The 12,587-nt window shown below is 72.6% G+C and carries 11 protein-coding genes; 6 read left to right on the top strand and 5 right to left on the bottom strand.

Translation table 11 applies throughout. The features are described from left to right. Nucleotides 1-220 precede the first annotated feature (220 nt). Nucleotides 221-748 (top strand): hypothetical protein, encoded by a 528-nt coding sequence (locus BLW86_RS04450; protein ID WP_093872793.1) that lies wholly within the window; start codon nt 221-223, stop codon nt 746-748. A gap of 101 nt (nt 749-849) precedes the next feature. On the opposite strand, the gene BLW86_RS04445 is transcribed toward BLW86_RS04450, so the two are convergent. The 3 genes from BLW86_RS04445 to BLW86_RS04435 form a co-directional block, all read right to left on the bottom strand. Continuing rightward, nucleotides 850-1,407 carry a hypothetical protein gene (locus BLW86_RS04445; protein WP_093872792.1) on the bottom strand — a complete coding sequence of 186 codons (558 nt, stop codon included), beginning with the start codon at nt 1,405-1,407 and terminating at the stop codon, nt 850-852. Nucleotides 1,408-1,570: 163 nt separating this feature from the next. Beyond that, nucleotides 1,571-2,335, bottom strand: coding sequence for a bestrophin-like domain (locus BLW86_RS04440; RefSeq protein WP_093872791.1), 765 nt, complete (start codon nt 2,333-2,335; stop codon nt 1,571-1,573). A gap of 73 nt (nt 2,336-2,408) precedes the next feature. Further along, complete coding sequence (locus BLW86_RS04435; RefSeq protein WP_177181476.1) at nt 2,409-3,137, bottom strand: hypothetical protein; 729 nt, start codon at nt 3,135-3,137, stop codon at nt 2,409-2,411. Nucleotides 3,138-3,679: 542 nt separating this feature from the next. Here BLW86_RS04435 and BLW86_RS04430 point away from each other — a divergent pair. Together BLW86_RS04430 and BLW86_RS04425 are read left to right on the top strand one after the other, a co-directional pair. Further along, nucleotides 3,680-4,492 (top strand): SAM-dependent methyltransferase, encoded by an 813-nt coding sequence (locus BLW86_RS04430; RefSeq protein WP_093872789.1) that lies wholly within the window; start codon nt 3,680-3,682, stop codon nt 4,490-4,492. Then, a complete protein-coding gene (locus tag BLW86_RS04425) occupies nt 4,489-6,654 on the top strand; it encodes a putative bifunctional diguanylate cyclase/phosphodiesterase (RefSeq protein WP_093872788.1) in 2,166 nt (721 codons plus the stop codon). The genes BLW86_RS04430 and BLW86_RS04425 overlap by 4 nt, the downstream gene beginning before the upstream one ends. A gap of 132 nt (nt 6,655-6,786) precedes the next feature. Here the strand turns inward: BLW86_RS04425 and BLW86_RS04420 are convergent, their stop codons facing one another. After that, complete coding sequence (locus BLW86_RS04420; protein WP_093872787.1) at nt 6,787-7,731, bottom strand: hypothetical protein; 945 nt, start codon at nt 7,729-7,731, stop codon at nt 6,787-6,789. A 158-nt stretch (nt 7,732-7,889) separates the two neighbouring features. Then, nucleotides 7,890-8,768, bottom strand: a complete 879-nt coding sequence (locus BLW86_RS04415) for a LysR family transcriptional regulator (protein WP_093872786.1) — start codon at nt 8,766-8,768, stop codon at nt 7,890-7,892. A 96-nt stretch (nt 8,769-8,864) separates the two neighbouring features. Here BLW86_RS04415 and BLW86_RS04410 point away from each other — a divergent pair, with 96 nt between their 5' ends. Genes BLW86_RS04410 through BLW86_RS04400 form a run of 3 tightly spaced genes read left to right on the top strand, consistent with a single transcriptional unit; the run spans nt 8,865 to nt 12,335 of the window. Next, a complete protein-coding gene (locus BLW86_RS04410) occupies nt 8,865-9,596 on the top strand; it encodes a succinate dehydrogenase (RefSeq protein WP_093872785.1) in 732 nt (243 codons plus the stop codon). Between the two features lies 1 nt (nt 9,597). Next, complete coding sequence (locus tag BLW86_RS04405; RefSeq protein ID WP_093872784.1) at nt 9,598-11,589, top strand: fumarate reductase/succinate dehydrogenase flavoprotein subunit; 1,992 nt, start codon at nt 9,598-9,600, stop codon at nt 11,587-11,589. Beyond that, the gene (locus BLW86_RS04400; RefSeq protein WP_093872783.1) at nt 11,586-12,335 is read left to right on the top strand and encodes a succinate dehydrogenase/fumarate reductase iron-sulfur subunit; all 750 of its coding nucleotides are present in this window, start codon (nt 11,586-11,588) and stop codon (nt 12,333-12,335) included. The genes BLW86_RS04405 and BLW86_RS04400 overlap by 4 nt, the downstream gene beginning before the upstream one ends. The last annotated feature ends 252 nt before the right edge of the window (nt 12,336-12,587 follow it).

Raw genomic sequence — 12,587 nt, 5'->3', positions numbered from 1 at the left:
GGCTGACCCATCCGAGTAATCGTCAGATAAGCCTCCCGGGCGCGGTTGACCTGCGGTTCCGTCGACTCGACGGGTCCCGCGCCCGGCGTGTCGCCTCACCGGGGTGGCCCAGTGCCGACATGCACGGCTTGCGCCGGTTTGTGATGGTTCGTCATGGAAGGCGTACTCGTCGAAACTCCCGGAGCACCGCTTTGGGGCGTCTTCCACTGGAGGTTCAACCATGCGTGCTGCACGCACTCTGGCGGTGGCCGCCACCGCGCTCGCGGCGGTCGGGCTCGCGGCCCCCCTCGCCACCGCCACCAACGGGCCCAGCAGCGTCACCGTCAGCCCTCTCCAGGTCGAGCGGGGCGGAGACAACTCCAACGGCGTCACCGTGTCCCCCTTCGCGGTCCACCAGGGCGGAATCCTCACGATCACCGTCCGCGGCTGCGCCGGTGGCACGGTCACGTCCAACGCCTTCGCGACGGTCACGCTCGGCCCCGCCGTCAACGGGGTGTCCACCGCCACCGCCCGCATCTTCGACAACGCCACGCCCGGCCAGTACAACCTGGCCGTCCAGTGCGGCGGCCGTACGCTCACCCAGCCGTTCCGGGTCATCGCCGGCCAGGGCGCGGCCGGCGGTCTCGGCGGCTCGCTGGCCCCCAGCTCCACCGAGATGGCCGTCGGCGGCAGCCTCGTCGCCGCGGCCGCGCTCGGCGGAGGGCTCTTCATCGTCCGCCGCCGACGCCTGACCGGCGCGGGAGTCTGACCGGCCGAACCTCCCGGTCGGCCCGCCGTGCCCGTCGCCCCCGAGTCCCTGCCGGGACCCGGGGGCGATCGGCAGGACACCCCCTGGCCACGGAGCCCCGCTCAGTGACGGCGGCCGGCACCGGAGCGACGGCGGCGGACCACGTAGGCGGTGCCGCAGGCCGCGGCCAGCACCAGTGCGCCGCCGGCCGCCAGTTCGGTGGTGCTGGGGGCCATCGAGCCACCGAGGCCGCCCCGCACCCCGCGCGGAGGCGCGAGGATGGTGGCGCTGATGGTCGGGGTGGCGGTGGGGGCGCCGCTGATCGTCAGGGCGACGGTGTCCTGTACACCGCCCGTGCAGTTGAACAGCACCGTGTACACGGCGCCGCGCTTGGCGTCGGCGTCCACGGTGGCGGTCACCGTCGCCCCCGGTGCGATGGTCGCGGTGTCGAAGATGCCGGCCGTGGCCGTCGCCGTGCTGGCACAGCCGGGGGCGCTCAGCGTCAGCCGCCCGCCCGGGGCGACGACCGAGGGCGACACGACGAAATCGCCCGGTGCCTTGGCCCTGGCCACCCGTCGGTCGGTGGCGGGCGCCCCGTCCGCCGCGAGGGCCGCGGGGGCGGCCAGGGCGAGGGCGGCCGCTCCCAACAGGGCAGTGGTTGCGGCACGTATCGCGCGCATGGTGAATCCTCCGGGTCCCGAGGGGCAGCCGCGGAAGGGGGTTCCCGCGAAGGGCCGTGCACCTCGATGCCCGAAACGCTAGGAGCGCACTACCACAGCCGCGATCCCAGAGGTGCGAATGGGGCACCGATGTCCCCCGTACGGCCCCTTCGCACGGGCCGGCTCAGGGGCTGATCTGCGGAAACAGATCGGTGAACGGCGCGGCGGTGGCCGAGATGCCCCGGCCGAACGGCGCGTCGAAGTCCCAGATGAGGAACAGCAGGAAGGCGATCAGCACGCTGAAGAGCCCGGCGAGCAGCAGCTCCCGGCCGGTCCTGCGGATCTGCAGCGTGAAGATCAGGCCGACCGTCACCAGGGCCCCGATGATCAGGCCGAACCACACCACCCCCGGCATCGTCGCCCCCGCGTTCTGCCCGCGCGCCCCCCGGGCGTCGTCGGCGGCGGCCACCTGGTCCACCAGCGGCTGGTACGCCTGCCCCTCGAAGTCGTTGGCCGGCTGGTAGTCGGTGACGCTGCGCCGCACCCGCTCCAGGAGCGCGGTGCCCTCGTCGCTGAGCTCGCCCTTCTCGGCCATGTGGGTCCACTCGTCGTGGACCACGTACGAGACGTACGCGTCGACGTCGGCGCGGATCCGGGAACGGACCTCCTGCGGGTACACCTCGGCGCGCGCCGAGATCTCGTGCATCGCCTGGGCCTCCTGCCGCACGGTCTCCTGGGCGGCCCCCCGGGCCTCCCAGACGCCGGCGATGGCCAGACCGAGGACGATCGCGTAGATCACGCCGATCATCATCGTCATGTACTCGATGACGTCCGGGGTCTCGCTGGGGTCGTCGTCCTCGGGGATCCGGCGGTTGTTGATGACGACGATGGTGAGCACGACGGCGCAGGCTGCGGCCATCGCAAGAGAGAGAACAAGCCATTCGGACATGGTTCCTCCGGCGGGATTCAGAGGGTCGGTGGGTCGGTGATGCGGGGGGACCGCGGGTCGCCCGGACCGCGGGTCACTTGGAGCGCGGGCGCAGGATCGCCGTCGCGAGGACGGCCGGGGCGGTGATCATCAGCGTCGCGGTGACGACGGAGGTGCCCCCCTTCTGCTTGGTGTGCGTCGCCGGGCGGTAGTGGGGCAGCGCCACGGGAGAGGGGGACGGCGGCCGGGGCCGCACGGTGGGCGGCGGGGTCGGGGACGGCGGAGGCGCGGCCGCGGGCTCCGGCGGCCTGGGGGCCGGAGGCGCGGGGGACGGCGGCTCCGGACGGGGCGCGGGCCTGGTGGCCGGCGGCTTCGGCACCGGCCGGGGCGGAGCCGGCTTCGGCGCGGGCGGCGGTGGCGGCTCGGGTTTCGGCGTCGGCTTCGGGGACGGGGAGGGAGGCGGGGGCTCGGGCGTCGGCGTCGGGGAGGGCGGGGGCGTCGGCTCGGGCGTGGGCGACGGGCACGGCGGGGGCGGCTCGGGATCGCAGGGCGTCGGGTGGTGGTGATGCCCGTGCCCCTTGCCCTTGCCGTTGCCGTGGTGCTCGTGGCCTTCGCCCTTCCCGTGGCCCTTCCCGCCACCGTTTCCCTGGTCGTCGCCGTCGTGGTGGCCGCCACCGGCGATCGCCACCGCGATCTGCGAACCGCCCGAGTCGGTCGAGGCGTAGGCGCAGGCGTCGGCGGCGGCGGGTACCGGTGTGGTGAGCAGCCACACGAGACCGAGGGCCGCCAGCGGCCGCGCGAGGAGTGATCCGTACAGAGACACGCCGTCGAGCTTGATCACAGGCGGGGCGCGCCGGGGCGGAATCGCGCGGGATTCGCCAGATGGAGGGGATCTCCGGATGTGAGGGCTTGACGTTTCGCCGGGTGTCGGTGACGGATTCGGCGCAATGCCCGTTATTGGCGGGCGTGATGATTGCGGACGGGTGGCCGACACGGCTCGTTCAAGCCTCCCGGCGGAGAACTGTCCGGTTGTCGCCCTGTCGGACGGGCCGGCCAACAGGGCATCCTGCACCGGCGACCGGGCCCGAGAACGGCAACAGCCGAGGTACGGAAGGGACCTGGGGTCCCACCGGGCGCGGTCGGCGGCCTCCCGGGAACCGACGCACGATCATATGCACGTGAATTTGCACAGCCTGAAGGCGTGAAGTCTGCGTTCCAGGAGCACGTGCCAATGGCGTGTGACCAAGAACGGACCGCGAATTTCCGTTTCTACTCGCTCTCCCGGCGGGCGATCAGTAGCCTCACCTCGAACACCGGCCGCGAACACATGGCCGTATCCCCCATGGCGACTTGTTGGAGACATCGATGGAGCGTCCCGCCTGGGCCCCGCCCGGTATCGACATCTCGGTACCGAGCGTGTCCCGTATGTACGACTTCTATCTGGGCGGCTCGCACAATTTCGAAGTGGACCGGGAAGCGGCGCGCAAGGCCATGGAGTTCATGCCTGGCCTGCCCAAGATCATGCAGGCGAACCGTGCCTTCATGCGCCGCGCCGTCCGCCACGCCGTTGACAACGACGTCACCCAGTTCCTGGACATCGGCTCCGGCATACCCACCTTCGGCAACGTGCACGAGGTCGCCCGCGCCGCCGACCCCGCCGCCCGGGTCGTCTACGTCGACCACGACCCCGTCGCCGTGGCCCACAGCCGCGCCGTCCTGGGGGACGACGACGGCGCGGCCGTCGTCGCCGCCGACCTGCGCAAGCCGGCCGACATCCTCCACAGCCCCGAGGTGACCCGACTCCTCGACCTGGACCGGCCGGTGGCACTGCTCCTCGTCGCCGTCCTGCACTTCCTGGAGGACGAGGACCAGCCCCACGAGGCGGTCGCCGAGCTGATCGACGCCCTCGCCCCCGGCAGCCTCGTCGTCCTCACCCACGCCTCGTACGAGGGCATCCCGCTCCCCGAGGAAGAGGCCGGCGGCACCGTCGAGGTCTACCGCGACATCCGCAACCCCCTGGTGATGCGGTCGAGCGGCGAGATCACCCGCTTCTTCGAAGGCACCGAACTGGTCGAGCCCGGACTCGTCCCCATGCCGCTCTGGCGGCCGGACGGCCCGGTCGAGGAGGAGGATCCGTACGCCTTCTCCGGGTTCGCAGGGGTGGGGCGCAAGGCGTGAAGGTCCCGTCGCAGCCGTCCGGCGCCGTCGCCGAAGCCGACGGCCCGGAGGACAGACTCAGGCGGTTCGTCACCATCTGGAGCCGGGCGATCTTCCCGGTGACCGCCACCTCGCTGACCCGCGCCGAGTTCGAGGGACACCTGCTGCCGCTGGCCCGCACCCTGTGCGACGCCCTGCACGCCCGGCCCTTCGACACGGCACCGGCCCAGCGCACCGGCGCGGCCCTCGTCGCCGCCCACTGCACCGACCCGGACGCGCTCGGCCGCAGCCTCGGTGTCGTCGACTCGTACCTGGTGCTCTACTGCGGTACGGAGTCGGACCTCGCCACCGAGGAACTGCGCGCCCGCTGCGCCCGGCTCCAGCACGCCATGGCCGCCGGCTACGCCCAGGCCCTGCGCGAGCGGACCCGCGCCGAGCAGGAGGCCATCGCCCGATCCGCGCTCGCCGCCCGCAGCGCCGCCGAGATCGCCCTGCACGCCACCGAGAGCCGCTTCCGCGCGGTCTTCGACGGGGCGGCCATCGGCATCGGCATCGCCGACCTCGACGGCAACGTCCTGGAGGTCAACGAGACCCTCACCCGCATGTTCGGCGGGATGGAGGGCCAGGTGCGCAGCCGGAACGTCAGCGAGTGGGTCCACCCGGAGGACGGGCCGCACGTCTGGAAGCTGTACGAGGAACTGGTCCGCGGCGAGCGCGAGCACTACCGCGTCGAGAAGCCGTACTACCGGGGTGACGGAACGGTTCTCTGGACCAACCTCACCGTCTCGCTCCTCCGGGACGCCGAAGGCCGCCCCCAGTACCAGCTGGCCCTCATGGAGGACACCACCGAACGGCGTCTGCTCCATCTGCGCCTCCGGTACGAGGCCACCCACGACGCGCTCACCGGACTGCCCAACCGGACCCTGTTCTTCGAACGCCTGGAGAAGGCGCTCGCCCCCGGCGAGAACGCCCGCTTCGGCCTCTGCTACCTCGACCTCGACGGCTTCAAGGTCATCAACGACAGCCTCGGCCACTCCACCGGCGACCGGCTGCTCGTCGAGGTCGCCGACCGGCTGCAGAGCTGCGTCACCGGCGCGGGCGAGATGGTCGCCCGGCTCGGCGGCGACGAGTTCGTCGCCCTCACCACCGGCGCCGGCGGCCGCCGGGACGTCACCGAACTCGCCGACCGCATCCTCGCCGCCCTCGCCACCCCCCTGAGCATCGACGGCCGCGAACTCACCGTCCGCGGCAGCCTCGGCGTCGTCGAGGGCCCGGCGGGGGAGCGGACCCCGGCCGAGGTGCTCCGCAGCGCCGACATCACCATGTACCGGGCCAAGTCGGCGGGCGGCAACCGCTTCGAGGTCGCCGACCCGGAGGCCGACGCCCGCGCCATCACCCGGCACGGGCTCACCACCGCCCTGCCGACCGCCCTGGAACGCGGCGAGTTCTTCATCGAGTACCAGCCGCTCGTCCACCTCGACGACGGCAGCGTGCACGGCGCGGAGGCCCTCGTCCGGTGGTGCCACCCGCAGCACGGGGTGCTCGGCCCCGACCAGTTCATCCCGCTCGCCGAGGACACCGGCCTCATCGTGCCGCTCGGCCGCTGGGTGCTCCAGGAGGCCGTGCGCCAGGCCCGCTTCTGGCAGACCCGGCACTCCGACGGCGGCCCGCTGCGCATCAACGTCAACCTCTCCCCGACGCAGCTCCACCACCCGCGCCTGGTCGCCGACACCGTCGACGTCCTGGAGCGCTCCGGCCTCGAACCGGGCGCGCTCTGCCTGGAGGTCACCGAGTCCGCCCTCATCGGCGCCGACGAGGACCTGCTGAAGCCGCTGAGGCAGCTCGCCGAGATGGGCGTGGACATCGCGCTCGACGACTTCGGCACCGGCTACTCGAACCTCGCCAATCTGCGGCGGCTGCCGGTGAGCGTCCTGAAGCTCGACCGCTCCTTCACCCGGGGGATGCAGCAGCACCCGGTGGACCCGGTCGACCTCAAGATCGTCGAGGGGATCGTCTCGCTGGCGCACAGCCTGGAGCTGGCGGTCACGGTCGAGGGGGTGGAGACGGGCGCCCAGGCCCGCCAACTCCGCGACCTGGGCTGCGACACGGCCCAGGGCTGGTACTACGCCCGCCCCGGCGCCCCGGACCGCATCCACTCCCTGCTCCTGGCGGACGCGGTCTGACCCGGGCCCGCCGCGTGGACGACCGTCCCGCCGGGGCGGGCGGAGCGCGGAGCCGTCCGCGCTCCGCAGGTCGAGGTGGAGGCCGGCGGTGACGAGGTCGTGCGGTGCGCGAGGGCCGTCCGAGGCGGCTCCTCAGGGCCGGGGAGAGCCGAAGCGGATCCCGTAACGGCTCTCCAGCCGCGCGATGTCCCGGGGGAGGGTGCGGCGCAGGACGGCCAGCCGGCCCGCGTGCCGCAGGAGGAAGCTCCGGCGGTGCCGCGTGCGCAGGCGCTCCCGTACGCTCTCGACGGGACCCATGCAGCGGGCGTACAGCGCACCGAGCCGCTGGTCCTCCCGCGCGCGCTCCGCCTCGCGGCCGGCACCGTCCAGGGCGTGCAGCCGGGCGTCCACCCGGGAGAAGAAGGCGTCCTCGCCCGCGACGCCCCCGTCCCCGAGGGCGAGGCATCCGCCGGCTTCGCCGTACGCCCTGCGCACCTCGGGGTCGTCGTCCAGCCGGGCCAGCGCACGCCACCACTCGGCCCGCAACTCCGCGAACCCCTTGCCCACCGCGCTCGCGTCCGCACCCGCACCGCCCGGCGCGCACGGCGCCGGGCCGGAGGCGGCGACCGGAGGCGCGGAGGGTCCCGGACCGGCCGGGGCGGGACCCTCGGGGCTGGTGAAACCGTGCGCCGCGACGTAGGCGAGGTCGGGCACGGCGAACCGCCGTACGAACATCGGCGGAGGCCCGTCGGCCGCTCCGGCGGACTCCTTCCCCGGAGCGCACCTGCGCGTGCCGACGTACCGCGCCAGGTCCAGGAACCCGTCGAGCCCCTGCGTCTGGCGGGTCTCCGCGCCCGTGGCCGGGAAGAGCATCGGGACGATGTCGTCCGGCACGCCGTACCGGACGCGGGCCGGCCGTCCCTCCGTCAACGGTGTCGGCCGGACGGTGCGGACCGACTCGGCAGTCCGTCCGGGGCTGTCCGTACCGTCGGCTCCGGACGGCCCGCAGGACGTGGCCCCGGCCGTCAGGACGCCGACCAGGGCGAGCAGTGCCGCCGAGCGGAGCGACGTCCGGCCGGTATCGCGCTGGTCCGACACGCGGGATCTCCTTCATAGGGCTCCACGGATGCGGTGAGGGTGACGGGCGGGCGGCGGCGCGCCCGGTGAGTTCCTCGGGCAGGGCGGCGCGGCCGGGCGGTGCGGGGCGTGACCGGCGCTTCCGGGAGCGTCGTCTCCCCGAGCATCCGGTGGGCGGGTCAGGTGCGCCGCAGCAGCAGGTTCTGGAGTTCGCGGGCCGCTCTCGGCGGGGCCACGTCGCTGCGGTGCGCCAGCGCGATGGTGCGGCGCAGGCCCGGCCGGGCGAGGGCCGTCACCCGCAGGTCCCGGCCCGCGCGCGCCGCGACCATCGCCGGCACGACCGCGAGCCCGAGCCCCGCCCGTACGAAACCGAGTACGGCGTCCAGCTCCCCGCCCTCCACGGTGAACGCGGGCTCGAAGCCCTCCGCCCGGCAGGCCGCCACGGTCAGCTCCCGCAGGTCGTAGCCGTGCCGGAACATCACGAGCGGCTGGTCCCGCAGGTCCTTGATCCGTACGGGCCGCCGCGGGGGCGGCTCCGAGGCGGCGGAGACCACGACGAGGTCCTCCGTCAGCAGCTCGACCGTCGTCAGGGCGGGGGAGGGGGAGGGGAGGGGGAGGACGACCAGGGCCAGATCGAGCGCCCCGCGCGCCAGCTCCCGTACGAGGTCGTGCGAGCCGCCCTCCTCGATGAGGAGCTCGATCCCCGGGTGCAGGTCGTGGAAGGCCCGCAGCACGTCCGGGAGGAGCCCCGTGCACAGGCTCGGCGTCGCGCCCAGCCGCACCCGGCCCCGCTTGAGCCGGGCCAGCTCCTGCACCTCGATGCGGGCCGTCTCCGTGTCGGCGAGGATCCGCCGCGCGAGCGGCAGCAGGGCCTCGCCCGCGTCGGTGAGGGCGATGTTCCCCCGGGCGCGGCTGAACAGTTCCGCGCCCAGCTCCTGCTCCAGGGCCTTGATCTGCTGGGAGAGCGAGGGCTGCGAGACGTGGACGCGTTCGGCGGCCCGGGTGAAGTGACGGGTCTCGGCCACGGCGACGAAGTAGAGGAGCTGCTGGAACTGCATGGTTCCAGCGTAGAGGACATGAATAGGTACAGCCTATCGAGATGAGCCGGACCATGTCTTGGACCTCTCGGGTCCTCCGGCCCTAGCGTCGAGGACATGGCTCTGGCACCCACGAGGGAGCGGACGGCCGCCCGCCCGCCGTCCCCCGCACCGACCCCGTCCCGTGGATTCTGGTCGTCGACCCTCGGCAAGAAGACGGTCATGGCCGTCAGCGGGCTGATCATGCTCGGCTATCTCGTCGCCCACGTCGCCGGCAACCTCAAGGTCTTCTTCGGCCCCGAGGAGTTCAACGCCTACGGCCACTGGCTGCGCGTCATGGGCGCCCCCGTCCTGCACCACCACTGGGCCCTCTGGCTCGTCCGGATCGTGCTCCTCGCCGCCGTCGTCGCCCACGCCGTCTCCGCGTACCAGCTCAGCCGGCGCGACCTGAGGGCCCGCCCCACCCCGTACGTCCACCGCCGCAAGCGCGCCTCGTACGCCACCCGCACCATGCGCTGGGGCGGGATCATCCTCGGCCTCTTCATCGTCTGGCACGTCCTCGACCTGACCACCGGCACCGTCCACTTCGGCGGCTTCGAGGAGGGCAAGCCCTACCAGAACGTCGTCGACACCTTCTCCACCTGGTACGGCGACGTCGTCTACATCGTCGCCATGCTCGCCCTCGGCCTCCACGTCCGCCACGGCTTCTGGAGCGCCGCCCAGACCCTGGGCGTCGGCAACGCCCGCCGCGAGCGCCTCCTCAAGGCCCTCGCCAACGCCCTCGCGCTCGTCCTGACCGCGGGCTTCGTCTCCGTCCCCGTCGCCGTCATGACCGGAGTGGTGAGCTGACATGAGCTACCTCGACACGAGCTACCTCGACTACGTGACCGGCGAGCCGATCGCCGACACCAAGGCCCCCGCCGGGCCCGTCGCCGACCGCTGGGACACCCGCCGCTTCGAGGCGAAGCTGGTCAACCCCGCCAACCGCCGCAAGCACCGGATCATCGTCGTCGGCACCGGCCTCGCCGGCGGCTCCGCCGGCGCCACCCTCGCCGAACAGGGCTACCAGGTCGTCCAGTTCTGCTTCCAGGACTCCCCGCGCCGCGCCCACTCCATCGCCGCCCAGGGCGGCATCAACGCCGCCAAGAACTACCGCAACGACGGCGACTCCATCCACCGCCTCTTCTACGACACCGTCAAGGGCGGCGACTTCCGGGCCCGCGAGTCCAACGTCCACCGCCTCGCCCAGATCTCCGTCGAGATCATCGACCAGTGCGTCGCCCAGGGCGTCCCCTTCGCCCGCGAGTACGGCGGACTCCTCGACACCCGCTCCTTCGGCGGCGTCCAGGTCTCCCGCACCTTCTACGCCCGCGGCCAGACCGGGCAGCAGCTCCTCCTCGGCGCCTACCAGGCGCTGTCCCGGCAGATCGCCGCCGGGAACGTCGAGATGCACGCCCGTACGGAGATGCTCGACCTGATCGTCGTCGACGGGCGGGCCCGGGGGATCGTCGCCCGCGACCTCGTCACCGGACGGATCTCCACCCACTACGCCGACGCGGTCGTCCTCGCCAGCGGCGGCTACGGCAACGTCTTCTACCTGTCGACGAACGCCATGAACTCCAACGCCACCGCCGTCTGGCGGGCGCACCGGCGCGGCGCGTACTTCGCCAACCCCTGCTTCACCCAGATCCACCCCACCTGCATCCCGCGCACCGGCGACCACCAGTCCAAGCTGACCCTGATGAGCGAGTCGCTGCGCAACGACGGCCGCATCTGGGTGCCCAAGGCGCAGGGCGACACCCGCCCGGCCGCCGACATCCCCGAGGACGAGCGCGACTACTACCTGGAGCGGATCTACCCCTCCTTCGGCAACCTCGTCCCCCGCGACATCGCCTCCCGCGCCGCCAAGAACGTCTGCGACGAGGGGCGGGGCGTCGGCCCCGGAGGGCAAGGGGTCTACCTGGACTTCGCCGACGCGATCCGGCGGATGGGCCGCAAGGCCGTCGAGGAGAAGTACGGCAACCTCTTCGACATGTACGAGCGGATCACCGCCGAGAACCCGTACGAGGTCCCCATGCGGATCTACCCCGCCGTGCACTACACGATGGGCGGACTCTGGGTCGACTACGACCTCCAGACCACGATCCCCGGCCTCTTCGCCATCGGCGAGGCCAACTTCTCCGACCACGGGGCCAACAGGCTCGGCGCCTCCGCCCTCATGCAGGGCCTCGCCGACGGCTACTTCGTCCTCCCCGCCACCATCAACGACTACCTCGCCCGCCACCCGTCGAGCGAACCCCTCGACGACGACCACCCGGTGGTCCGCGACGTCCTCGCCGAGACCGAGGACCGCCTGAACCTCCTCCTCTCCGTCGACGGCGACCGCACCCCCGACTCCTTCCACCGCGAACTCGGCGAACTCATGTGGGAGTACTGCGGCATGGCCCGCACCGAGGAGGGCCTGACCAAGGCCCTGCGCCGCATCCCCGAGATCCGCGAGGAGTTCTGGCGCCGCATCAAGGTCCCCGGCACCGGGGAGGAGTTCAACCAGTCCCTGGAGAAGGCCAACCGGATCGTCGACTACCTGGAGCTCGCCGAGCTCATGTGCCTCGACGCGCTCCACCGCGCCGAGTCCTGCGGCGGCCACTTCCGCGAGGAGTCCCAGACCCCGGACGGCGAGGCAGCCCGCCGCGACGAGGAGTTCGCGTACGCCGCGGCCTGGGAGTTCCGGGGGGCCGGGGGCCGTCCTCCGGGGGAGCACGGCGCCGGGGCCGCCCCCGTCCTCCACAAGGAGGACCTCACCTTCGAGTACGTCCACCCCACCCAGCGGAGCTACGCATGAGGATCGACCTGCGCGTCTGGCGCCAGAAGAACGGCGACACCGAGGGGGCCATGGTCACCTACGCGGTGGACGGCGTCTCACCCGACATGTCCTTCCTCGAGATGCTCGACACCCTCAACGAGGACCTCATCCTGCGCGGCGAGGACCCCGTGGCCTTCGACCACGACTGCCGCGAGGGCATCTGCGGCGCGTGCAGCCTCGTCATCAACGGCGACGCGCACGGGCCGGAGCGCACCACGACCTGCCAGCTCCACATGCGCTCCTTCCGCGACGGCGACACCATCGACGTCGAACCCTGGCGCGCGTCCGCCTTCCCCGTCGTCAAGGACCTCGTCGTCGACCGCTCCGCCTTCGACCGCGTCATCCAGGCCGGCGGCTACATCACGGCCCCGACGGGCTCGGCCCCCGAAGCCCACGCCACACCGGTCCCGAAGGCCGACGCGGACTCCGCCTTCGAGCACGCCGAGTGCATCGGCTGCGGCGCGTGCGTGGCGGCCTGCCCGAACGGCTCGGCGATGCTCTTCACCTCCGCCAAGATCAACCACCTGAACGTCCTGCCCCAGGGCTCCCCGGAACGCGAGACCCGGGTCCTCGACATGGTGGCCCAGATGGACGCGGAGGGCTTCGGCGGCTGCACCCTGACGGGCGAGTGCGCGACGGCCTGCCCGAAGGGCATCCCGCTCCCGTCGATCGCGGCGATGAACGGGGAGTGGCTGCGGGCGCGGCGGAAGGCCGGCCGGGGCTGAGGTCGGATCCGGACAATCCGAGGACGTGGGCTCCGCCACACGCGGCACCCCGGCGCGAAAGATCATTCACGGAATGATCATCTCCTCCGCAAGATCTTCGCTCCGGGGCGCTCCTACTCACTGGAACAGCAAGATCGAATCCGTTCAAAATTGCACCTTTCACGGCAGGTTGACCACTTCGCGGCCAACCGTCGGCCGACGATTTCCGCCGCGCCGACACCCCCCGGTACTGATGGGTCCTGCCGGGGGCAT

This window comes from Streptomyces sp. TLI_105 (assembly GCF_900105415.1).
Classification (GTDB): Bacteria; Actinomycetota; Actinomycetes; order Streptomycetales; family Streptomycetaceae; genus Streptomyces.
The sequence above is the reverse complement of the archived record's forward strand: the minus strand, read 5'-3'. Positions and strand labels throughout refer to the sequence as shown.

Excerpts from the sequence above, each read along its gene's own strand:
- BLW86_RS04445 (WP_093872792.1), bottom strand. The coding sequence starts at position 1,407 with ATGCGCGCGATACGTGCCGCAACCACTGCCCTGTTGGGAGCGGCCGCC.
- BLW86_RS04405 (WP_093872784.1), top strand. The coding sequence starts at position 9,598 with ATGAGCTACCTCGACACGAGCTACCTCGACTACGTGACCGGCGAGCCG.
- BLW86_RS04410 (WP_093872785.1), top strand. The coding sequence starts at position 8,865 with ATGGCTCTGGCACCCACGAGGGAGCGGACGGCCGCCCGCCCGCCGTCC.
- BLW86_RS04400 (WP_093872783.1), top strand. The coding sequence starts at position 11,586 with ATGAGGATCGACCTGCGCGTCTGGCGCCAGAAGAACGGCGACACCGAG.
- BLW86_RS04450 (WP_093872793.1), top strand. The coding sequence starts at position 221 with ATGCGTGCTGCACGCACTCTGGCGGTGGCCGCCACCGCGCTCGCGGCG.
- BLW86_RS04440 (WP_093872791.1), bottom strand. The coding sequence starts at position 2,335 with ATGTCCGAATGGCTTGTTCTCTCTCTTGCGATGGCCGCAGCCTGCGCC.
- BLW86_RS04415 (WP_093872786.1), bottom strand. The coding sequence starts at position 8,768 with ATGCAGTTCCAGCAGCTCCTCTACTTCGTCGCCGTGGCCGAGACCCGT.
- BLW86_RS04430 (WP_093872789.1), top strand. The coding sequence starts at position 3,680 with ATGGAGCGTCCCGCCTGGGCCCCGCCCGGTATCGACATCTCGGTACCG.